Source organism: Kribbella sp. NPDC104740, from assembly GCF_055583505.1.
In genome coordinates this window covers 365,283-387,510 of record NZ_JBVJNV010000004.1, presented here as the reverse complement: position 1 = coordinate 387,510, position 22,228 = coordinate 365,283, and the positions used below count along the sequence as shown (strand labels likewise).

At 70.0% G+C, this 22,228-nt stretch carries 18 protein-coding genes; 3 read left to right on the top strand and 15 right to left on the bottom strand.

Translation table 11 applies throughout. From position 1 onward, the window contains the following. Positions 1 to 120: 120 nt before the first annotated feature. From ACZ6Z4_RS22875 to ACZ6Z4_RS22835, 9 genes are all read right to left on the bottom strand, one after another. A complete protein-coding gene (locus tag ACZ6Z4_RS22875) occupies positions 121 to 1,056 on the bottom strand; it encodes a 4-(cytidine 5'-diphospho)-2-C-methyl-D-erythritol kinase (protein WP_363665508.1) in 936 nt (311 codons plus the stop codon). Between the two features lie 49 nt (positions 1,057 to 1,105). Beyond that, the gene (gene rsmA / locus ACZ6Z4_RS22870; RefSeq protein ID WP_465567916.1) at positions 1,106 to 1,990 is read right to left on the bottom strand and encodes a 16S rRNA (adenine(1518)-N(6)/adenine(1519)-N(6))-dimethyltransferase RsmA; all 885 of its coding nucleotides are present in this window, start codon (positions 1,988 to 1,990) and stop codon (positions 1,106 to 1,108) included. A gap of 13 nt (positions 1,991 to 2,003) precedes the next feature. Further along, complete coding sequence (locus ACZ6Z4_RS22865; RefSeq protein ID WP_465567913.1) at positions 2,004 to 3,119, bottom strand: transglycosylase family protein; 1,116 nt, start codon at positions 3,117 to 3,119, stop codon at positions 2,004 to 2,006. 218 nt (positions 3,120 to 3,337) lie between these two features. Further along, a complete protein-coding gene (locus ACZ6Z4_RS22860) occupies positions 3,338 to 3,952 on the bottom strand; it encodes a nitroreductase family protein (RefSeq protein WP_465567910.1) in 615 nt (204 codons plus the stop codon). Beyond that, positions 3,952 to 4,863: a TatD family hydrolase gene (locus ACZ6Z4_RS22855; protein WP_465567907.1), complete on the bottom strand. Its 912-nt coding sequence runs from the start codon at positions 4,861 to 4,863 to the stop codon at positions 3,952 to 3,954. Before ACZ6Z4_RS22855 ends, ACZ6Z4_RS22860 begins: the two co-directional genes overlap by 1 nt. 14 nt (positions 4,864 to 4,877) lie before the next feature. After that, a complete protein-coding gene (locus ACZ6Z4_RS22850) occupies positions 4,878 to 7,112 on the bottom strand; it encodes a hypothetical protein (protein WP_465567904.1) in 2,235 nt (744 codons plus the stop codon). A gap of 102 nt (positions 7,113 to 7,214) precedes the next feature. Then, positions 7,215 to 7,640, bottom strand: a complete 426-nt coding sequence (locus ACZ6Z4_RS22845; RefSeq protein WP_465567901.1) for an SRPBCC domain-containing protein — start codon at positions 7,638 to 7,640, stop codon at positions 7,215 to 7,217. Positions 7,641 to 7,704: 64 nt separating this feature from the next. Next, the gene (metG, locus tag ACZ6Z4_RS22840) at positions 7,705 to 9,459 is read right to left on the bottom strand and encodes a methionine--tRNA ligase (protein WP_465567898.1); all 1,755 of its coding nucleotides are present in this window, start codon (positions 9,457 to 9,459) and stop codon (positions 7,705 to 7,707) included. A gap of 550 nt (positions 9,460 to 10,009) precedes the next feature. Beyond that, complete coding sequence (locus tag ACZ6Z4_RS22835; protein ID WP_465567895.1) at positions 10,010 to 10,915, bottom strand: NADP-dependent oxidoreductase; 906 nt, start codon at positions 10,913 to 10,915, stop codon at positions 10,010 to 10,012. 150 nt (positions 10,916 to 11,065) lie between these two features. Between ACZ6Z4_RS22835 and ACZ6Z4_RS22830 the strand changes: the two genes are divergently transcribed. Beyond that, positions 11,066 to 12,379 carry a LuxR C-terminal-related transcriptional regulator gene (locus tag ACZ6Z4_RS22830; protein ID WP_465567892.1) on the top strand — a complete coding sequence of 438 codons (1,314 nt, stop codon included), beginning with the start codon at positions 11,066 to 11,068 and terminating at the stop codon, positions 12,377 to 12,379. Between the two features lie 135 nt (positions 12,380 to 12,514). On the opposite strand, the gene ACZ6Z4_RS22825 is transcribed toward ACZ6Z4_RS22830, so the two are convergent. From ACZ6Z4_RS22825 to rsmI, 3 genes are all read right to left on the bottom strand, one after another. Further along, the gene (locus ACZ6Z4_RS22825) at positions 12,515 to 12,883 is read right to left on the bottom strand and encodes a DoxX family protein (protein ID WP_465567888.1); all 369 of its coding nucleotides are present in this window, start codon (positions 12,881 to 12,883) and stop codon (positions 12,515 to 12,517) included. Between the two features lie 82 nt (positions 12,884 to 12,965). Then, positions 12,966 to 14,534: a methionine--tRNA ligase gene (gene metG, locus ACZ6Z4_RS22820; protein WP_465567885.1), complete on the bottom strand. Its 1,569-nt coding sequence runs from the start codon at positions 14,532 to 14,534 to the stop codon at positions 12,966 to 12,968. 32 nt (positions 14,535 to 14,566) lie between these two features. Next, positions 14,567 to 15,418, bottom strand: a complete 852-nt coding sequence (gene rsmI, locus ACZ6Z4_RS22815) for a 16S rRNA (cytidine(1402)-2'-O)-methyltransferase (protein WP_465567882.1) — start codon at positions 15,416 to 15,418, stop codon at positions 14,567 to 14,569. 54 nt (positions 15,419 to 15,472) lie between these two features. Between rsmI and ACZ6Z4_RS22810 the strand changes: the two genes are divergently transcribed. Beyond that, the gene (locus ACZ6Z4_RS22810; RefSeq protein ID WP_465567879.1) at positions 15,473 to 17,161 is read left to right on the top strand and encodes a dolichyl-phosphate-mannose--protein mannosyltransferase; all 1,689 of its coding nucleotides are present in this window, start codon (positions 15,473 to 15,475) and stop codon (positions 17,159 to 17,161) included. Here ACZ6Z4_RS22810 and ACZ6Z4_RS22805 read toward each other — a convergent pair. After that, positions 17,145 to 17,708, bottom strand: coding sequence for a hypothetical protein (locus tag ACZ6Z4_RS22805; protein WP_465567877.1), 564 nt, complete (start codon positions 17,706 to 17,708; stop codon positions 17,145 to 17,147). The genes ACZ6Z4_RS22810 and ACZ6Z4_RS22805 overlap by 17 nt on opposite strands. Positions 17,709 to 17,809: 101 nt before the next feature. Between ACZ6Z4_RS22805 and ACZ6Z4_RS22800 the strand changes: the two genes are divergently transcribed. Then, positions 17,810 to 19,063 carry a Ca2+-dependent phosphoinositide-specific phospholipase C gene (locus ACZ6Z4_RS22800; RefSeq protein ID WP_465567872.1) on the top strand — a complete coding sequence of 418 codons (1,254 nt, stop codon included), beginning with the start codon at positions 17,810 to 17,812 and terminating at the stop codon, positions 19,061 to 19,063. Here the strand turns inward: ACZ6Z4_RS22800 and ACZ6Z4_RS22795 are convergent. Further along, positions 18,961 to 19,608 (bottom strand): DUF1707 SHOCT-like domain-containing protein, encoded by a 648-nt coding sequence (locus tag ACZ6Z4_RS22795; RefSeq protein ID WP_465567866.1) that lies wholly within the window; start codon positions 19,606 to 19,608, stop codon positions 18,961 to 18,963. The genes ACZ6Z4_RS22800 and ACZ6Z4_RS22795 overlap by 103 nt on opposite strands. Positions 19,609 to 19,715: 107 nt before the next feature. Beyond that, positions 19,716 to 22,187: a hypothetical protein gene (locus ACZ6Z4_RS22790; RefSeq protein WP_465567862.1), complete on the bottom strand. Its 2,472-nt coding sequence runs from the start codon at positions 22,185 to 22,187 to the stop codon at positions 19,716 to 19,718. Between the last annotated feature and the right edge of the window lie 41 nt (positions 22,188 to 22,228).

Below are 22,228 nucleotides of genomic sequence, written 5' to 3'. Positions count from 1 at the left end.
TCACCCGATCCTTGCCTGACAGATCAGCCGTCCGGCAAACAGCACCTGAACAAATTCCGCTGCTCGATCCGGGGCGGGAAAGTTTGCTGAGGCTAACCTGTTCTGCGGTATTTCTCTGGGTTATCTGTTCACTACAGCCGGCAGAATTCTGGCGCCCGGGACCGGGCCCTCGGCCTGGCGGACCATCCGGCAGAGACCGGATTCGGACAGTTCCACGGCCAGGTCGACCGCGCGGCGGCTGTCGGCGGCGAGAAAGAGGCAGGTCGGGCCGGAGCCGGAGATCATCGCGGCGAGCGCGCCCTGGTCGAGGCCGAATTGCAGGGTGGCGGCCAATTCCGGGCGCAGCGAAAGCGCCGCCGCCTGGAGATCATTGCTGACGGCAACTGCGAGGGCCGCGGGGCGGCCGGAGAGGAGAGCCGAGAGGAGCTCCGGGCGGACTTCGGGGGCCTCGACGCGGCGGAGCGGGCGGAGGCGGTCGAGCTCGGCGTACACCTCGGGAGTGGACAGGCCGCCGTCGGCGATCGCGAAGACCCAGTGGAAGGTGCCGCGGGACATCACCTCGGTGACCTGCTCGCCGCGGCCCTGGCCGAGGGCGGTGTGGCCGACGAGGCAGAACGGGACGTCGCTGCCGAGCTCGGCCGCGAGGTGCTGGAGCTCGGACTGCGACAGCTGGAGACCCCACAGGCGGTTGCAGGCGACCAGGGTCGCCGCCGCGTCCGTGGAGCCGCCGGCCATGCCGCCGGCGACCGGGATCGTCTTGCGGATGCTCAGGTCGACGCCGTCCTCGACGTCGTACTCGGTCTGCAGCAGCCGCGCGGCCCGGACGGCCAGGTTCGAATCGTCGGTCGGTACGTCGACGGCGAAGTCGCCGACCACCTCGACGGTGATGTCGGCGTCGTCGCGCAGGGTCGCGGTGACGTCGTCGTACAGCGCGACCGCCTGGTACACCGTGGCCAGCGGGTGGAACCCGTCCGGGCGCGGCGGACCGACCGACAGACCGAGATTGATCTTGGCCGGCGACCGCACGGTGACCTGGGCTGATGGTGGCACGGCCACACCCTAGGACATCAGTTGCCCTCGTGCAGTCGCGAACAACACGTCGCGATCAGGTGAGTTTGCGGCGGGCGTCCGCGAGTGCTGCGAACTCGGTGATCCCGAGCATCTCCCCGCGCAGACCGGAGTCGATCCCGGCGGCGGCGAACACCTCGTCGAGCAGCGCGCGGTCCGGGATCCAGCGGGCCAGCGCGGACCGGACGGTCTTGCGGCGCTGCGAGAACGCGGCCTCGATCACCGTGAAGACCTCCTCGCGGGAGGCGGTCGTTGCCGGTGGCTCCCGTCGGGTGAAGGCAACGAGTCCGGAGTCGACGTTCGGCGCCGGCCAGAAGACGTTGCGCCCGATCGGGCCGGCCCGGCGGACGTCGGCGTACCAGGCGGCCTTCGCGGACGGTACGCCGTACGTACGCGACCCAGGAGGCGCGGCCAGCCGGTCGGCGACCTCGGACTGGACCATCACCAGCCCGTGCCGCAGCGACGGCGCGATCGCGAGCAGGTGCAGCAGGACCGGTACGGCGACGTTGTAGGGCAGGTTGGCGACGCAGGCGGACGGCGTACCGATCGCGTCGGCGCTGACCTCCATCGCGTCGGCCTCGACGACGGTGAACGCCGCGGCCTGGCCGGGCGCGTACTCCGCGATCGTGGACGGCAGCTTGCCGGCCAGCAGCGGGTCGATCTCGACCGCGGTCACCGCGTGCCCCTCGGCGAGCAGCGCCAGCGTCAGCGAGCCGAGCCCGGGACCGATCTCCAGCACCGTCTCACCGGCCGGATCGAGCTCGGCCGCGCGGACGATCCGGCGCACGGTGTTCGGGTCGATGACGAAGTTCTGGCCGCGCTGCTTGGTCGGCCGCAGCCCGAGGCTGTTGGCCAGTGAACGCACTTCCGCCGGACCGAGCAGTCTCGGTCCGGCGGAAGTGGATGATTCGGTGTTGCTCACACGGGTCAGTGTGTCACGCGCGCTTGCCGCAGACCGGCCAGTCGCCGTACCCGCCGCGCGCGGCGCGGACCTTCTCGGCGATCGCGATCTGCTGCGCCTTGCTCGCCTGGTACGCCTCCGGGGCGTACTTGTCGCCGCCGTAGTTCACCCAGGTGCCCTTGCTGAACTGCAGGCCGCCGGAGTACCCGTTGCCGGTGTTGATGTGCCAGTCGCCACCGGACTCGCACTCGGCGATCCGGTCCCAGGCGCTGGTGTCACCGGTGGCCGGCTCCTCGTCGGAGGTGCCGCCGTCGGCCTTCGGCTTGGTGCCGACCGTGACCAGCTCGTCGACCGGCTCGGAGACGGTCTTGGTGGCCAGCGTCTTGGTGGTGACCAGCTTGCCGTCGACGTAGGTGAGCAGGTAGTCGACCGTCTTGCTGCCGGCCTTGCCGGGCTTGGTGGTCTTCTTCTCGCCCTCGGTCAGCTCGGCCGACTTGGTCTCCTTCTTCTCGAAGGCGATCGCCTCGGTCCTGGTGACCTTCTTGACGTCGACCTTGACCACGGTGATCCGGTTGACGCCCGGCTTCAGCGCGGTCGCGACGGCCGGGGTGATCCGGTCGTCCTTGTCGTAGCCGACCTTCGCACCGGTCAGCGCCTCGCCGACGGTCATCGCCATCGACCGCACCGAGACGACCTTGCCCTGCCGCACGAACTGCACGGTCTTCGGGGTCCGGACCTCCAGCGACAGCCCTTCGCGCCCGATCGGGGCACTGCGGCTGGTGGACAGGAACGCGCCGTCGTAGCGCAGTCCCAGGTCGGTCAGCGCCTCGTTCACGCTGTCGGCCGTGGTCCAGAAGTTCTTCGTGGTGCCGTCTTGGTTGACGGTCAGCTGGCGGCCGTACTGCACCGCGATCTCCTGACCGTCCTGCAGCTCGGCGTCCAGCGCGGGCGCGACCAGGTCACGCTCACCGACCTGGATGTCCTTGGCCTGCAGGGCGTCGGCGACGGTCGAGCCGAAGGTGTGCACCTTCTGCACCTGGCCGTCGATCGACAGACTCACCGTCTTGCTCTTGCTCGCATAGGCCACGCTGCCGCCCACGACGGCGATCGCAGCCGTCGCACCGACGGCCGCAATGATGGACTTACGCACTCATGCTCCCAGGTAGGGCTACCCGGGCACGGGGTCCGACAGCACAGGCAGGCACCGAGATCGCCGGGCTTTGTGGACCCGGAGAACTTGGTCTCCGCCGAGGGGCGTGCTGCCCGGAACCTTCCCCGATCCCGGCCAACATCACGAGACAGTAACGAAGAAGTCCCGAGAGCGCCAATCCTCTCCCCCGGCGCGCCGGAAAAGGTGTAATGGGCCGACTACCCGGCGTGTCGGCCCCACTGGCCGCGGTGGACCACTTCGGCGGTGCCGCGGCGCCCTCGGCGCAGCGACGGCGACCGCCGATCGGGGGCCGGGTAGCCGATCGCGATCACCCCCACGAACAGCTGCTCCTCCGGTACGCCGAACTCGGCCTTCACGGCCGGCAGCAGCGCGCTCGGTACGCCGAAAAAGCACGCTCCGAGCCCTTCGTCCACCACCGTCTGCAGCATCAGCAGCGAGGCCATCCCGGTGTCCACGAACCAGTACGGCGCCGCCCAGCGCGACTCGTCGCGGTCGGTCCGGCCCTTGTCGGCCTCGGCGTACCGGTCGAGGTACGCGGCCTTGTCGGCGAAGGCCAGGATCAGCAGCGGCGCACGGCGCAGCCCTGTGACCCATCGCACATACTTCGCGTCGACGTCGGCGGCCGTGATCGCCCAGTACCGGTCCCGGTCGGCGCCCTCGAGGACGAGGAACGCCCAGCCCTGGCTGAACCCGGCCGACGGCCCGCGCAGACCGTTCTCCAGGATCCGCTCGCGTACGTCGTCCGGGATCTCCCGGGCCGGGTCGTAGTCGCGCACCATCCGGCGCCGCCGGACGACCTCGGAGAACTCCACTACCAGCGGCCGCCGAACGCGCGGAACGCGTTCTCGGTGAGCGCGCCGCACAGCTCCGCGACGGAGATGTTCAGCACGCCGGCCATCTTTCGTACGGTGTGCGGGATCAGGTACGACGCGTTCGGCTGCCCGCGGTACGGCGACGGCGTCAGGTACGGCGCGTCGGTCTCGACCAGCACCCGGTCCAGCGGCGTGACGGCGAGCGCGTCCCGCAGCGACTGGGCGTTCTTGAACGTCACCACCCCGGCGAAGCTGAGGAACGCGCCGCGCTCGACGCACTTGCGCGCGAACTCGGTGTCGCCGGAGAAGCAGTGCATCACCAACCGGTCCGGAACGCCTTCGGTGTCGAGGATCTTCAGGATGTCGTCGTGCGCGTCCCGGTCGTGGATCATCAGCGTCTTGTCGAGCCGTTTGGCCAGCTCGATGTGCGCCGCGAACGACTCGTGCTGCGCCGCGCGGCCGTCCTCGCCGGTCCGGAAGTAGTCCAGCCCGGTCTCGCCGATCACGCGCACCTTGGGCGAGCTCGAAGCCAGCCGCTCGATCTCGGCCAGCGCACTGTCCAGCTCGCCGGCCTCCTTCAGCTTCGGCGCCTCGTTCGGGTGCAGCGCGACACCGGCGATCAGGTTCGGGTGCTGCTCGGCGGCCTCGACGGCCCACTGCGCGCCCGGCAGGTCACAACCGACCTGCACGATCCGCGTCACCCCGACCGACGCGGCAAGCTTGATCGCCTCCGCGGCACTCAGCCAGTTCCCGTCCTCGCCGTCGGCGATGTCCAGATGGCAGTGCGCGTCGACCACCGCCATCGGCAACTGGTCCGGCACCGCCGGCCGACTCCGGTCCCGCGACCGCCCGTCCTCCCCGATCGCCGCACGCTCCCTGGTCGGCCGCTCGACCTCCACACCGTCAGACATGCCGCCCAGCCTACTTACTGCAGTCGGAAGATCTTCACGTCACCGTTCTCGTACGCCGGTACGCCGAGCCGCGCCGACACCGGCCCGGCCCGGAGGTCCGCGATGATCCAGTCCACCCCGTGCTGATCCCGCAGCCGGGCGAGCAACTCAGACGTCGGCCGCTCGACGGCCGCCAGGCTGTCGGCGAGCCGGTCGGGCCAGGGCGGCGGCTGGGTGAGGAAGCTGGTCTGGTTGTGCGTCGCCTCCAGGTTCTTCGGCGCGTAGGCCCAGGCCCCCAGGTACTGCTGGACGCCGCTCAGGCCGGAGGTCCAGAACGCGTCGTCCGGGCAGCCCGGGCGGAAGCGCACCGGCATGCAGAACACGTTGCTGACCGCAACGTCTCCGGGCCGGGCGGCGCCGGCCAGCCAGATCATCGCCAGCTGCTCGTTCTCGGTGAGGTAGGTCCGGCTGCTCTCGTTGGCCAGCACCGGCCGACCCGTCACCGAACGCTGCACGTTGTTGGCGAAGGTCGCGAGCTGACTCGGGAGGCTCGCGGCGACGACCAGCACGACGACTTCGAGGAAGACCAACGACCGGGAACGCTGCCTGGTGAGCACGACGACGATGACCCCGACCACAGCCAGGACCTGGAACGGCACCACCAGAGCGACGAGGGCCGCCCCCACCGTCGTCGGCACCTCGGGCGCGGGGAACCAGAACAGCCGGATCAGCCAAGCCGTCGTCAGCCCCCCGATCCCGGCGACGAGCAGCGGCCGCCACCTCGTCGTCTCGTCGACCAGCGTTGAGGCCAGGGCCACTGTGCCGACCACACCGAGCCCCGTGACGGTCCGGACGAAGTGGTACTCCGAGTAGCCCGTGTGGGAGAAGACGAGAGTGATCCCCGTGCCCGCTGCGACGCACCCCGCCAGCCACCAGTACGCCGGATCGCGGCGCGCCGGGCTGGCCGCCGTACCGAGCAGAGAGAGGAGGCGAGCGGCGTTGATGAAGAAGTAGTAGGCAACGAGCACCACGACGAACAGCACCAGCCGGGCTTCGCCGGTCGCCAGCGAAGGGAGGACCCATCCGCCAGTCGCTGGGTAGGAGCGGTCCCCGGAGACCGAGGGGTAGAACGGAAGGGCGCGGAGCGCCGCCAGGAACTGGATCCGGCTGCCGCCCGTACTGCCCGTCAAGCTGAAAGTCGCCGCGACCAGGAACGCGCCGGCCGTCACGGCCAGGCAGACAACGCGCCAAGGCATCCGGCGTTCGTTGATCCAGGCGAAGAGACCGACGACCACCGCGCCGACCAGCATGATCGGCAGCAGCGTCGGCTTGGTGCCGGCCGCGAGCGCGATCATCAGGATCAGCGCGGCCCAGGTCCCACCCGTGGCCTGTTTGCGCAGGATCAGCACCGTCGGGCCGACCAGCCCGAGCATCACCACGGCCGCCAGCGCACCCGTCGGGCCCTGGACGACCTGCGCCGGAGACACCTCGGCGCCGGGCCTGGAGACGAGCTGCAGCGTCCCGGGAAGCACTCCGGTCAGTACGCCGGCCACAGCGCCGGCCCACGGCTTCCCGCTCAGCGCCTCTCCTGCCGCCCATCCCGCCAGGACCAGGCTGATCACGAACGTGAGCTGCCAGTGGTGCATCAGGACGTGCGACGGTTCGATGTTCGCCATCACCGACTGCCCGGCGATCGAGGCGTTGGCGAACCAGTGGTAGATCAGCGGCTCGCCCAGGACCGACGGGTCCTGCGGAGTGATGTCGTGCTGCAGCACCTGGATCAGGCCGAGCTGGTACCAGACGTCCTGGTGCCGGTCGAAGGCGATCGGGGGCAGCGGCCAGGCCCGGAGCACGCCGACCACGGTCCGCAGGACGGCGAGCAGCAGCATCGAAGCCAGCACCGGCTGCCACCACTGCGGGCCCGGCCGCCAGGTCAGCTGACGCCGGAGCCCGGGCACGGCGAAGAAGACGAGGTAGAACCCGAGGGCCGGAATCCATTGCAGGACAGGCATTCCGAGCCCCGTGCACGCCGCCCACACGATCAGTTGCCAGCTGATCCCGAGCACCGCTCCGAACCCCAGGTCCTGCGGCAGCGATCGCCCGCCCGTCAAGACCCGCCAGAGCATGACCCCCGGGATCAGCACGGTCAGCAGCCAGGTGATCAGGTACCTGATCGTCTCCGCGACCGGGTCGCCGACGCCCGAGGTCAGGACGACGGTCACGACGGGCAGGGCGATCCACAAGGCGGGCCGAAGCACACGCACCGACATCAGTGGTTCCCGCTACTCCCGCCTGACAACAAGTCGTTGCAGCTTAGCGAACCGCACGCCCGCAGCCGCCACGGCGCGACGGGAGGAGATCGCCTCCCCGGATCAGCCTGACTCGGCAACCTTCTTGACGCCCTGGACGAGCATCTCCCACATGCCGCGGGAGTGCTCGGCCTCCTCCTCGGAGGCGTTGTTGTCCTGGCTCAGCGACAGCTGGGTCGGGCCTTCACCGGTCAGCTCGTACGTCAGCGTGTGGTAGTTCTCCGGGACGTCCGGCTGGCCGCCGAGCGGGCTGTAGTGCGTCACCTTCAGCAGCCGGCCGGGCTCGACCGCGAGGATCTCGCCCTTGTCCTGGTACGCCTTGCCCTCGTACTCGCCGGACCAGGTGATCGGGCTGCCGACCTTCCAGTCGGTGTCGACGTCGGCCCCGAACATGAACTCCTTGATCGCGGCCGGGTCCAGCAGCACCTCCCAGACCCGCTCGGGCGACGCCTCGATCTCGACTCGTGCGGTGGCCACATGTCCGGCCATAGGTCATCAACTCCTTCAACCCCGACGCTAGGCCGGTACCCAGCGGCGGTCTTGGAGAAAAGCGTCACTCCAGGCGAGCCAGCTCCTCGTCGACCACCGACGGCGCCAGTTTCGCGAAGACCGGCCGCGGCACCGCCACCGGCGTACCCGGTACGACGGCGCGCGGCGCCCAGGCCTCCGTTCGCCGGTAGTCGCCGCTGATCACCGGGTACCCAGGTCCGCCGTCCAGGTCGCTGACCTCGCGCACCTCCGGCCGGTCCGTGATCGCGCCGGTCCCGCCGAGCGTCTCGTGCACCTGCTGCGCCGCGTGCGGCAGGAACGGCGCGAGCAGCCGGTTCGTGTCGCTGACCACCTGCGCGGCGACGTGCAGGATCGTGCCCTTGCGCTCCGGGTCGGACTCCTTCCACGGCGCCTGCTGCGACAGGTACTGGTTCGCGTCCGCCGCGACCTTCATCGCCGCCCCGATCCCCTGCCGCAGCCGGTGGTGCTCGACATGGTCCCCGACGACGCCGTACGCCGTCCGCGACGCCGCGAGCAGCTCGTGGTCGGCCGTGGTCAGCTCGCCCACGGCCGGGATCGCGCCGAAGTTCTTCGCGATCATCGACGCGGTCCGGTTGACCAGGTTGCCCCAGGTGCCGACCAGCTCGTCGTTGTTGCGGCGGACGAACTCGGCCCAGGTGAAGTCGGTGTCCTGCGTCTCCGGGCCGGCCGCCGCGATGAAGTAGCGCAGCGCGTCCGGGCCGTACCGCTCGAGGACGTCACGGACGTAGATCACCACCGAGCGCGACGAGGAGAACTTGCGGCCCTCCATGGTCAGGAACTCGCTGCTCACCACCTCGGTCGGCAGGTTCAGTACGCCGTACCGGCCCGGGTTCGCGTTGTGGCCGAGCAGCTCGGCCGGCCAGATCTGGGCGTGGAAGGTGATGTTGTCCTTGCCCATGAAGTAGTACGAGCGGGCGTCCGGGTCGCACCACCAGGCGCGCCACGCGTCGTCGTCACCGCTGCGGCGGGCCCACTCGACGCTCGCCGAGAGGTAGCCGATCACCGCGTCGAACCAGACGTACAGGCGCTTCGCCGGGTTGTCCTCCCAACCCGGCAGCGGGACCGGGATACCCCAGTCGATGTCGCGGGTCATCGCCCGCGGACGGACGTCGTCGAGCAGGTTCAGGGCGAACTTCAGCACGTTCGGCCGCCACGCGGTCCGGGTCTGCAGCCAGGAGCCGAGCTGGTCGGCGAGTGCGGGCAGGTCGAGGAAGAAATGCTCGGTCTCGACGAACCGCGGAGTCTCGCCGTTGATCCGGCTGCGCGGATCGCGCAGGTCCGTCGCGTCGAGCTGGTTCCCGCAGTTGTCGCACTGGTCGCCACGGGCGGCGCCGTACCCGCAGATCGGGCAGGTGCCCTCGATGTAGCGGTCGGGCAGCGTGCGGCCGGTCGAGGGGGAGATCGCGCCCATCGCCGTACGCGGGATCAGGAATCCGTTGCGGTGAACGGTTTTGAACAGCTCCTGGGCGACGGCGTAGTGGTTGCGGGTGGTGGTCCGGGTGAACAGGTCGTACGAGAGGCCGAGCCCCTGCAGGTCCTCGACGATCACCCGGTTGTACCGGTCGGCGAGCTCCCGCGGCGCGACGCCTTCGCGCTCGGCCTGCACCAGGATCGGCGTCCCGTGCTCGTCGGTCCCCGACACCATCAGCACGTCATGACCCATCATCCGCTGGTACCGGCTGAACACGTCCGAAGGAACCCCGAACCCGGAAACATGCCCGATGTGCCGAGGCCCGTTCGCGTAAGGCCAAGCCACCGCGGCGAGGATGTGCGTCATGCGCCGACTGTAGGGCGGTCACCCTTCGGAGGGCGACCGGTTAACGGCCGACGGTGGTTGCCCCACACCCGGGCGGTGGGACTCCCTGGCTTGCCCACCCGCCCCTGTGTGGGCTCGTGGACAGGCGGCGGCGCCGGGTTGGTGGGCACGGCCGACGGTGGGTGCCCCACCCCCGGGCGGTGCGACTCCTCAGCTCACCCACCCGCCCCTGTGGGCTCTTGGATACGCGGCGGCGCCGCCGGGTTGGTGGGCACGGCCGGCGGTGGTTGCCCCACACCCGGGCGGTGCGACTCCTCGACTCACCCACCCGCCCCTGTGTGGAGAGGTGGCACATGTGCCGGCGGTCAAGGGCCGGCGTTGCACCAGCGCCGGCCGGATCCCGACCGACGCCGACGACCGGGGGTCGGGCTGGCGCTGGTGCGGGTGATCCGCCGCCGTCAGTTCGACCTCGGCTCCATCAGCGCCGCTGCATCCCTCCGGCCGAAGCGGACCTCACCCCCGCCGACCTGCCCGGCCGCATCACAAGCAACCCGACCGGGCAGCACCTCCCTCACGGCACCAGAACGAGCTTCCCCTTCGCGTGACCCGACTCCGAGATCTCCTGCGCCTTCGCCGCCTCAGCAAGCGGGAAGGTCTCCGCGACCCGCACCGACAGCTTGCCGTCGGCCGCCAGCTGCAGCTGCTGCGCCAGCCCCGTCTTCACGGCGTCCGTCTGCGCCCCGCTGACCGAGATCTCGACGCCCAGCTCACCAGCCCCCATGTCGGCGATCGTCACGATCCGCTCGGTCGTCCCGCGCAGCTCGATCGACTCCTTCAGGCCGCCCAGCCCGGCCGCGTCGAACACCGCGTCGACCACCGGCGCCACCGCACGCACCCGCTCGACCAGCCCGTCGCCGTACGCGACCGGCGTCGCGCCGAGCGACCGCAGGTACTCGTGGTTCGCCTCGGACGCCGTACCGACGACCTTGACCCCGGCAGCCACCGCCAGCTGAACAGCGATCGCGCCAACAGCACCCGCCGCACCGTGCAGCAGCAGCGTCTCCCCCGACTTCACCTGCAGCAGATCCAGCACCCGCTGCGCAGTCTCACCAGCAACCGGTACGGCGACCGCCTGCTCGAACGACACCCCGGCCGGCTTCAGCACGGCGTTGCCGACGATCGCGTGCTGCGCGTACCCGCCGGTGGCCGCCCACCCCACGACCTCGTCGCCGACGGCGAACTCGGCACCCTCGCCGGCCTCGTCCACGACACCGGCGACCTCAGCGCCCGGAACGGCCGGGAACGTGGTCGGCATCATCGCCTCGAACCAGCCGCGCCGGACCTTGTAGTCCATCGGGTTCACCCCGGCCGCCTTGACCGCGATCCGGACCTGTCCCGGCCCGGCGTGCGGTGCGTCGATCTCCCGGCTGCGCAGCACCTCGGGACCGCCGAACTCCTCGAACACGATCGCTTCCATGACACCCGTCCTTGTAGTTGAGCTCTCAATTACTACCTGTCGACTACCAGCGTGAACCCGCCCACGGCATTCCCGACTGGCCTTTCGGCCAGTCGTCCGCCGTCCGGAAGGACGGGTAGGTGGATAGGTCAACCCACGTACTGTGGGTGCATGGAGAACTCCCAGGCGGTGACCGTCATAGCCACCGCGGCCCGGCTGGTCCAGGTCGAGCCGATGCAGATGATCGGTGCGCTGTCCGAGGCCCTGGCCACGCTGGTCCCGCACCGCGCGGCCGCCCAGCTCTCACCGCAGTGCGCGGGTTCCCCGATGAACGCGGCCGGCGACGAGCGGATCACCGCGCTGATCACCGGTGCCGAGCTCGCGCCGTTCCTCGGCTCGGTCAACGCCGGCCAGCCCTGGCACGGCCAGGCCCCGATCGGCGGCACCGACCAGACCGTGCTCGCGATCGCCAGCGATCACGCCCCGCGCGGGTCCGTGCTGGTCTTCGTGCTCGACCCCGACACCCGGATCCCGGCCGAGACCCTCCTGCTCGTCCAGACCCTCTGGGACCTGGTCACCGCGCACTTCCAGCGCCTCACTCTCGAGGTCGAGCCGAGCGTGCTGGCCCAGGCCCGCGCGGTCGCGATGGCCCGTGAGGTGGTCGCCGCCGAGCTGTCCGACGCGCACACGGCCACGCTCGCGGCGCTGCTCGGCGTACTGCGGAACCGCCAGATCGACGATGCCGAAGCCCGTACGACGGCCGTCGACCTCGCGCTCAACGCGCTGGCCGACCTGCGCACCGACTCCCAGCGCGACCGCGCCGACGCCGGCGAGGAACCGGCCGGCCGCGCCTTCCAGCGCCTGGCCGACTCGCTGCACACGCTGGTCCGGCACCTCCCGGTCGAGCTGGAACTCGATGCCCCCAGCAACGATCGTCTGCTCCCGTCGGACCTCGCGCACGCCGCGCGGGTCGCCGTGCGCGCCGCCGTACTCGCGATGCTCGGTCAGGACGGCGTCCGCCGGATCCGCGTCGGCTGGCGCCTCAGCTCGACCGGCCTGCAGGCGACGGTCCGCGACGACGGCCCCGGCGTACTGGACGACCGCCTCGACCTCGGCCGGATCGCCGAGCGTCTGCGCACTCAAGGCGGCCGCCTCGACGTCGAGGCCGTCCCCGGCTGGGGCCTGACGCTGCGCATCATGCTGCCGGTCGCGCTGTCTGACGTCGCCAAGACCGCCCGCGCGCTGACCACCACGATCTCGGCGGCCGGCAAGGTCCTCGCCGCCGAACCGCTCGCCGCCCTCGGCCAGCGCGAGCTCGAGGTCCTCGAACGCCTCGCCCAGGGCCAGCGCAACCGCGTGATCGCCGACAGCCTGCACATCACCGAGTCCACGGTGAAGTACCACGTCGCCAACATCCTGACGAAGCTCGCGGTGACCAGCCGCACCGAAGCCGCCGCCCTGTACCTGGCGACGGCTTCGGCCTAACGGTCCGCCAGCCGTGCCGCGCGGCCGCGCAGGTACCGCTGCTCCGGCACACTGATCCATCGCGACGGCGACCGGCGCCAGCGACCCCAGGGTGACTGCAGTTTCGGACATCGCGCTCTCCTCTCCCGGTCCCGGTCAGCGCCGGACCGCGGCGAGGACGCTGGCCAGTACGCCGAAGACGAGCGGAAGGACCGGCGGCGTTCCGAGCGCCACCACGTTGGTGACCGCCGCCCCGGCCATCAACGCGGCCAGGCCGGTCGCGGCCAGGCGGCTGAGCCGCGGGACCAGCAGACCGATCCCGCCGGCTACCTCGAGGACACCGACCAGCAGCCGGAGCCACTGCCCGGCACCGATGTCGTCGAACATCGCGACCAGTTGCGGGTCAGCGGCCAGCTTGGCCGCGCCGCCCATCACGAACTGGGCGCCGAGGCCGATCCGGAGCAGCCACACCCCCGCCGTGACGATTCGGCGGGTGGTGGTGCTCTGCAGCGCGAAGGTGTTCATGGTTCTCTCCGATTCTCAGGTGAGTTTTCACCCGGTTATCGGAGTTGTCGGAGCCGTTCTCCACAACCGGACCGAAAAAGCTTCAGGCCTCTTCGGTCAGCCGCGGGAACAGCGCGTCGCCCTTGACCAGCGTCGAGCCGGCCGGGAGCTGACTCCACGTGCCCGCGTCCTGCACCCGCTGGTCGCCCAGTGCGCCGAGCTTCGCCTCGGCGCCCAGCAGCGTCCACAGCTTCGCGGCGGTCTTCGGCATCGTCGGGTGATGCAGTACGGCGACCGCCCGCAGCACCTCGGCCGAGGTGTAGAGGATCGTCGCGAGCCGCGCCTTCTGGGACTCGTCCTTGGCGACCTTCCACGGCTCCTGCTCGGAGACGTAGCCGTTCACCGCGCCGACCAGGTCGTTGATCGCCGCCAGCGCGTCGTGGAACGCCAGCGTGTCCATCGCCTTGTCGGCCACAGCGACGGTCTCGGCCAGCTTGTCGGCGAGCGCCTGCTCGGCCGGGCCGTGGTCGGTCGGCTCGGGCAGGACGCCGTCGAAGTACTTGCCGACCATCGCCGCGATCCGGGAGGCCAGGTTGCCCAGGCCGTTCGCCAGCTCCGACGTGTAGACCGCGTTCAGGTGCTCCCAGGAGAACGAGCCGTCCGAGCCGAACTGGATCGTGCGTAGGAAGTAGTACCGGAACGCGTCCGAGCCGAAGTGGTCGGTGATCTCCTTCGGCGCGATCGCGGTCAGCTTCGACTTGCTCATCTTCTCGCCGCCGACCAGCAGCCAGCCGTGCGCGAAGACCTGCTTCGGGACGGCGACCTCGGCGGCCATCAGCATCGCCGGCCAGATCACCGCGTGGAACCGGAGGATGTCCTTGCCGACCAGGTGCACGTCGGCCGGCCACAGCTCCTCGAACCGCTCCGGGTCGGTGCCGTAGCCCGCGGCGGTCACGTAGTTGAGCAGCGCGTCGATCCACACGTACAGGACGTGCTTCTCGTCCCACGGGACCGGGATGCCCCAGTCGAAGGTCGAGCGGGTGATCGACAGGTCCTGGAGGCCCTGCTTCACGAACGAGATCACCTCGTTGCGCGCTGAGGCGGGCGCGACGAAGTCCGGCTGCGACTCGTACAGCGCGAGCAGCTTGTCGGCGTACGCCGAGAGCCGGAAGAAGTAGTTGATCTCCGAGACCGTCTCAAGCTCGGTGCCGTGGATCATGCACCGCTGGGTGCCGTCCTCGTCGGTCCGGATGTCCGCCGGGAGCTTGAACTCCTCGCAGCCGACGCAGTACAGGCCCTCGTACTCGCCCTTGTAGACGTCGCCCTTGTCGTACAGCTTCTGCCAGAACTCGCGGACCCGCTCGGTGTGCCGCGGCTCGGTGGTCCGGATGAAGTCGTCGTAGTCGACGTCGACGTCGACCCAGGCCGGCTTCCAGGCTTCCTCGACCAGCTTGTCCGTCCACTCCTGCGGGGACATGCCCTGGGCCTGGGCGCTGCGCAGCACCTTCTCGCCGTGCTCGTCGGTACCGGTCAGGTACCACTTGCGCTCACCGCGCTGGGCGTGCCAACGCGTCAGGACGTCTCCGGCGACCGTCGTGTAGGCGCTTCCGATGTGGGGAGCGGCCGTCACGTAGTAGATCGGCGTGGTGACGTAGTAGGGCTTCTCGGACATGCCTCAAGCGTAGTGCTCCGGGCCAGCGCCTTTCACCGGGGTTCGCGGGCAGCCAGTACGGCGTCGTACACGGTCCGTTTCGGTACGCCGTACCGCTTGGCCACGTCGGAGATCGCCTGCTTGCGCGGCGTACCGGCCTCTTCGTCGACCGCGACCTCCGCGGCCAGCTCGGCCGGCCCCAGCTTGCGCGCGGACGGGTCGACCCCGGCGACCACCACGGTGATCTCCCCACGCACCCCGTCGGCCGCCCACTCGGCCAGCTCCCCGACCGGGCCGCGCTTCACCTCTTCGTACGTCTTGGTCAGCTCCCGGCACACCGCCGTACGCCGGTCCGCCCCGAACGCCTCGGCCATCGCCTCCAGCGAGGCCGCCAGCCGGTGCGGCGCCTCGAAGAACACCATCGTCCGCCGCTCGTCGGCCAGCTCCTGCAGCACCTTGCCGCGCTCACCCGCCTTCCGCGGCAGGAACCCCTCGAAACTGAACCGGTCCACCGGCAGCCCGCTCAACGCCAGCGCCGTCAGCACCGCCGACGGCCCCGGCACCGCGGTCACGTCGACCCCCGCCTCGATCGCCGCCGCGACCAGCCGGTACCCCGGGTCCGACACACTCGGCATCCCCGCGTCGGTCACCACGACCACGGTCTGCCCCTCACCCAGCGCCGCCACCAACTCAGGCGTCCGCTCCCGCTCGTTCCCCTCGAAGAAACTCGTCACCCGCCCGTTCACGACGATCCCCAGCTCGGAAGTCAACCGCCGCAACCGCCGCGTGTCCTCCGCCGCGACAATGTCCGCCGATCCGAGCACCCGAGCCAACCGAGGCGTCGCGTCCCCCAGATCCCCGATCGGAGTCCCCGCCAAGATCAGTCGCCCAGTCACGCGAGCCATCATCGCAGCCCGGCCCGGCGGTGTGGGGAGACGGTTGACCAGGGCGTCCGTACGATGGCGGGCGTGACTGCCGTGATCGAAGACCAGGGCGCGGGTTCGGAACCGGCGCGGGAGACGCTCGGACGGGACGCGTTCGGGCGGGAGCTGCCGCCGGTGAAGCAGCGGCTGTACCCGCCGATGCCGCGGGACTTCGAGGGTGGCTGGATCGCGACGCTGGCGATCACGGCGTTCGCGGCGATCCTGCGGTTCTGGAACCTGGGCAACCCGGTGAAGTTCGTTTTCGACGAGACCTACTACGCCAAGGACGCGTACTCGCTGCTGAAGTTCGGGTACGCCCGGCAGTTCATCGACAAGCCCGAGGGGATCGCCGACAAGCAGATCCTGGCCGGCAACCTGGACGTGTTCAAGGACACCCCGAGCCTGACCGTGCACCCCGAGGTCGGCAAGTGGATGATCGCCGCCGGTGAGCACCTGTTCGGGATGAACACGTTCGGCTGGCGGTTCATGCCGGCCCTGTTCGGCACGCTGACCGTGCTGCTGGTGATCCGGACCGTACGCCGGATGACGCGCTCGACGCTGATCGGCGCGATCGCCGGGCTGCTGCTGGCCGTCGACGGGCTGCACTTCGTGATGTCGCGGGTCGCGCTGCTCGACATCTTCCTCGCGTTCTGGCTGGTCGCGGCGATCTCCTGCCTGGTCGCCGACCGGGACTGGACGCGCCGCCGGCACGCCGAGTCGCTCGACGACGGCACCGGTCCCGCCAAAGAAAAGGCAACTGGCCGGCGTGCGGTCGGCCGGCTGCTGCTGGTCCGGCCGTGGCGGATCGCCGCGGGCGTCTGCTTCGGGCTCGCGCTCGGCACCAAGTGGTCGGCGGTCTGGGTGATCGCGGGGTTCGGGATCCTGGTCTTCGCCTGGGACCTCGGCGCGCGGCGGGCGATCGGCGTCCGGCACGCGTTCTGGCGGTCGGCGATCGTCGACGGGATCCCGGCGTTCCTGAGCATCGTGCTGGTCGCGCTGGTCACCTACACCGCGACCTGGACCGGCTGGCTGCTGCACGACAACGCCTACGACCACGACTACGCGTCGAAGAACCCGGCGCACGGCGTGATGAAGGTGGTGCCGGACGACTTCCGGTCGCTGATCCACTACCACCAGGAAGTGCTCGCCTTCCACACCGGCGACTACATCAAGAACGCCACCCACCCGTACTCGTCGCACCCGGCCGGCTGGCCGATCGTGGCCCGCCCGATCGGTTTCGACGCGGTCAACGACATCAAGCCCGGCACCAGCGGCTGCACCGCCAATGAGGGCACGAACTGCCTCTCGGTGATCTCCGCCGTCGGTACGCCGCTGCTGTGGTGGGGCGGAGCCCTGGCCCTGCTCGCGTCACTGGTCCTCTGGATCGCCCAGCGCGACTGGCGCTTCGGCGTACCGATCGTGGGCTACCTGACCTGCTGGGTGCCCTGGTTCTTCTTCGACGACCGGCCGATCTTCTTCTTCTACGCCGTGACGATGATCCCGTTCACGGTGATGGCCGTCGCGCTGATCCTCGGCAAGATCCTCGGCCCCGCCAAGGCCGCCTTCCAGACGGCCACCCCGAGACGCCTGATCGGCAGCGCCGTCGTCGGCGCCTTCGTCGTCCTGGTCGTCCTCAACTTCGCCTACATCTGGCCGATCCTCACCGACAAGGTCCTCCCACACCCGGACTGGCTGAACCGCATGTGGTTCAAGTCCTGGATCTGATCCGGACGCGCGCCCGCCACCCGGCCAGCACCAGCCCCGCACCGACCACCAGCAGGACCACGAGCGAGACGGCGGTGTCACGCGCCCAGTCCCAGTTGTCCCGCCCGTCCTCGACCCGCATCACCACCTGCGGGTCGGCCGGCAGGTACTCCACCCGCATCGGAAGCCGGTACTGCGAGAGCGCCGACGGCTCCGACCACCCGGTCAGCCGGCGCTTCGCGGCGTCGTACTCGGCGTCGTGCAGGTCGCTGTCGGAACCGGTCAGAACCGCGGTCGCCAACAGCCCGTCACCGGTCCGGAAGGTGACCCGGACACCGAGAAACTCCGACTTGACCCCGCCGCCCCTCCCCCCGAACCGTTTCTCCTCGTAGCCGACCTCGACCTTCTCGACGGCGGCGATCCGGCCGTGGTTCTCGAGCTTCCACGCGGCGAACAGCTCGCTGAACGCGTCGTCGATCAGGACGACCGAGAACAGCGCCAGCAGCCATCCGAGCAGCACCGGGCCGAGCAGCAGCCCGTGCAGGACGCGCTCGCGTCTCGTCCGCATCTCCACCCCCAGGTCGGTCGGCAGCTTAGGGCGTGCTGCTGGCCATCTCGGCTTCATCCGCGGGTTCGCTGCCGTTCCGTTGCGTCCCCCAGGTTGTATCGGTGAACAATTCAAAACTCAACGTTCGTCTGCTGAGTGCCGGCATGCTCGTCGCGGCTGTTCTGGCTGCGGTGCCCGCGACGGCCAGTGCCGGGCACGACCCGGTGCGGATGAACCAGGTGCAGGTCGTCGGGACGCACAACAGCTTTCACACCGAGATCACCGACGCCGAGAAGCTGATTCGGGAGCAGGCGAAGCCGGGGTCGGGGACGGGTGGTGAGGAGTACTCGCACGCGCCGATCGCGCAGCAGCTCGAGCAGCAGCATGTGCGGTCGGTGGAGCTGGACCTGATGCTGGACAACCCGACCGGTGGGCGGTTCACCAACCCGTTGCTGCGGCAGCTCAGTGGTGAGGGCGCGTGGCACCCGGAGGTGATGGACCAGCCGGGGATCAAGGTGATGCACGAAGAGGACGTCGACTACCGGTCGACCTGCCTGACCTTCGTCGAGTGCCTGCAACAGGTGAAGGCCTGGTCGGACAAGCACCGCGACGCCGTACCGATCACCATCCTGCTGCAGTTCGACCAGGGCAACGGGCCGGCGTTCCCCGGGCACCCGACGCAGCCGCTGCTGCCGTGGACGAAGGACGCGTTCGCCGCTGCCGAGAAGGAGGCGCTGTCGGTCTTCCCGCGGAACCGGATCATCACCCCGGACGACCTGCGGCACCGCAACCTGACGCTGCACGACTCGGTGCAGAAGTACGGCTGGCCGACGCTGAAGGAGTCGCGCGGCAAGGTGCTGTTCGGGATGGACAACCTGCGCAACGAGTTCCTGTCGGTCAGCGAGCCGAGCCTGAACGGCCGGCTGTTCTTCACCAACGCCCAGGACGACGCGAACGCACCGGACGCGGCGTTCATGATCCGCGACGAGGCGCCGCAGCTGCACGACCTGATCCAGAGCCTGGTCAAGCAGAACTTCCTGATCCGCAGCCGCGCCGACTCCCCCAACGTCGAGGCGAAGTCCGGCGACACCACCCGGCGCGAGGCGGCGCTGACCAGCGGCGCCCAGGTCGTCAGCACCGACTACCCCGGACCGGGCATGTCAGCGCGCTTCGGCGCCGGTTACTACGCCGAGCTGCCGACCGGCAACGCCGTCCGCTGCAACCCGGTCAACGCTCCCCGAGGCTGCAAGGACGCAGACCTCGAAAACACTAGCTATTTCTTCTTCTTGGGTTTGAAGACCTTCGCCCCGACCCCGCCGAACAGTGCCAGCCCCTTGAGCACCACGACCGGCGCGGTCGGGTCGATCTCTTCCTGACCACCGGAGACGCCGTACCCGCCCATGATCCCGAAGCCCTGGTTCCGGATCTCGACGCCCTGCGGTACGACGATGTCGATGCCGCCGAAGATCGCGAACGCGTAGACCGTCACCTCGCGGCCCTCGAAGATCGCGTTGCTCATGTCGAGGTCGCAGCCGCCGAACATCGCCAGCACGTTGGTCCGCCGCTTCACCCGCCAGCGACCCTTGCGCTCGCTGCCGCCGAAGATCCCGACCACCAGCTCGAAGCTGTCCTCGGAGTTGGCCGGGGGCTCGATCGGCACCCGCCCGGTGGCCGGCGCGGGCACCGGCATCGCGGCGGCCGGGCGGAACGGCTGGCCCGGGATCGCGAGGTCGACGGTGATCGGCTCGAGCTCGCCGAGGGTGCGCGCGTTCAGCGTCTGCTCGAGCCGCTCCGCGTGCTCGTCCTGCGACAGCCGCCCGCTCATCAGCGCGTCCCGCAGCACCTCGACGACCTGGTCACGATCGGTGTCGGACGCCCGCAGGTGCGCGTGCGGGTTCTGGCGCTCGGGCAGGTTCTCCATAACCCCGACGATATCCCGCACTCCGGCCACCGGGAACGCGAAAATCCGTCTCCCAGGGTCCCCGGGACGAACCCCAGGGACCCGCTCCGGGGATCCCCCGATTCGCCTCAGCGTGCGGCGGGCTCACCGACCAGTCGCCGCAGCTCCGCGAGCTGTTCCGGCGCCCCGGTCAACGCGTCGACCAGCGGTCGCAGAGCGGGATCGTTCAGCTCCGGACAGTCCGCCGCGCCGACCAGCGCGAGCAACCGCGACAGCTCGTACGTCGTACCGACGCCTCCGGCTTCGAGGCGCTCCCGCCACTGCGGTGTCAACCCCGGTACGGCGGACAGCGGCTCGTTGAAGTGGTGCGTCGCCAGCGAGTAGCAGACCTTCCACGGTTGGGAGTCCGCGGCGATCGACGCGGCGAGCTGCTGCTGCCGGGTGCGCTCCTCGGGGTCGAACGGGAACGTGTCGGTGTAGAGCCCGTTCAGCAGGTCGGTGGTCCACTCCTTGCTCTCCTCGAGCAGGTACATCCGGTAGCTGTAGTCGACGAACGCGTTCGGCGCCTTGGAGTTGCCGCGCAGCCACACCTCGCTGCCGACCTGGACGCCGTCGCCACTCGTCGTCGACCAGCTCGACTCCAGCGCGAGCTTCACCCCGGCGCCGACCTCGGCCTCGCCTTTCAGGTCGAGCAGCTCCGCCTCCACACCCGCCGAGACCAGCGTGCTGAGCTCGAAGCTGAACCCGTGCTTGGTGGTCGCCGAGCTCGTCGTCCCGAACGTCGCGACCGTCTTGGTGTCGTAGCCCCACGAGCCGGTCAGGTAGCCGGTGCCGCGGCCGAGGTCGATGATCGAGCGCCGTTCCAGCGCTTGGTGCTCGTCGTCGCTGAGCACGTAGCTGGACAGCATGCCGGGCACCGGCCGGTGCGCCGGGTTCATCAGGTACGGCACGGAGATCACCGACACGTTGGTCGGCTCGATCTGCAGCACGGCGACCGAGCCCTCCGGCGAGCTGCCGTCGGCGGAGCGGTAGCTGTACTCGTAGCCGGTCCAGTCGGCGTTCTGGAAGACCAGCACACCGGCCGGCTGCACGGCGTACGGGTGCAGCTCGGACCCGTCGCCCTCGATCTCGGCGCCGGCACTGATCGTCGCGACCGCCTGCGTGCTCTCGATCTTGGTGTACGCCCCCTTGTACGCCGCCTGCAGCGAGGCCTCGATCTTCAGCCAGGCCTTGACCTCGAACAGCTTCCACAGCCCGACCCCCGCGGTGCCCTTGACCGAGGTCTTCGCGACCAGCCCGGCCGACCAGGTCAGGTCCATCCCGGTCGCGCGGGTCCGCGTCCCGGCGTACGTCGTGAGCGCGTAGCCGGGGCCGTTGAAGTACTTCAGCGGGTCGTAGTGGTCGGCCATGTTCAGGTTCTCGTTGGGGATCGGCGGCGGGCCCTCGATGATCCCGAGCAGCAGTTGCTTGCCGGGCACCCGCGGCCGCGCGGTCCGGGTCAGCGTCAGCCAGGTCCGGGTGTCGTGGACCTCGCCGATCCTGCCGTTCCCGTTGTAGTACAGGACTCCGGCGTGCAGCGGCACGACCAGGTCCTCCAGCTCGGGGTTGACCGGGCTGGGCGTGCTGGTCGGCCGGCCCGCGCCGACGATCACACGGAACGCGTTGCCGCCGTACCGGACGTGCTTGGAGCGGCCCTTGCTCATCTGGTCGATGATGCCGAGCGGGTCGGCGGCGCCGGTGCCCTTGGTCCAGTCGTCGCGCGGGACCGGCGGCTTCGCGGTCGGCGAGCCGACCAGCCGGACCGCTGTGTTCGTGTACCAGTTCGCGGTACCGGAGTGGTCGATGAAGGAGAGCAGCGCGGAGTTGTCCGGCAGGGCCTGTACGGCGGGGAACCTGATCGCGCTGCCGGTCCAGCGCTGCGGGTGCTCGGACAGGCGGCCGATCTGCAGCCCGTCGCCGATCGGCGCGGTCCAGCAGCCGAGCCGCCAGGTCGAGCCGTCCTTGCGCTTGGCAATGATCACCAGGGCCGGGCCGTCGGGGCCGAGCACGACCTCGCAGCTGACCTCGCAGTCGTTCTCGTCGAGGCTGCCGTCACCGGAGTCCTTCGACAGCGGCAGCGGGACGGTCCGCAGCGTGGTGCCCTCCATCCAGGTGGTCTGGTCGAGCGCCGCCCACGGGATGGTGACGATCTGCAGGCTCGCCTTCTGGTGCGGTGTCGCGCCGACCAGGACGACGCCGTCGGTCAGGCCGACCGCCCCGAAGGTCTTCATCACCTGCAGCGGACCGGCCTCGGTCTCCAGCTGCCGGACGACGAGGACGCCGGAGCCGCCGTCCGGGATCTGGTCGACGCCGTACCAGAGGTTGTCCGAGCGGGGCTGGCGGTAGAAGACGTGCCGGAGCTGGTCGACTCCCTCGGCCCGGTTCAGCACGACCTGAACCGGGCGGTCGGAGTCCGGGGACGCGGCCGACGTGGTCAGCTTGGTCCGGGCACCGTCACCGGTGCCGTCGGCGTGGTAGCGCCACAGGCAGCCTTCGCCGCAGATGTAGGCGTAGACGGCCTCGTCCGGCATCGTGACCGCGCTGACGTTGGCGACCGGCATCGGTCTCACCACTTTCCGTGATCGGAATTTCACAGTAAGTA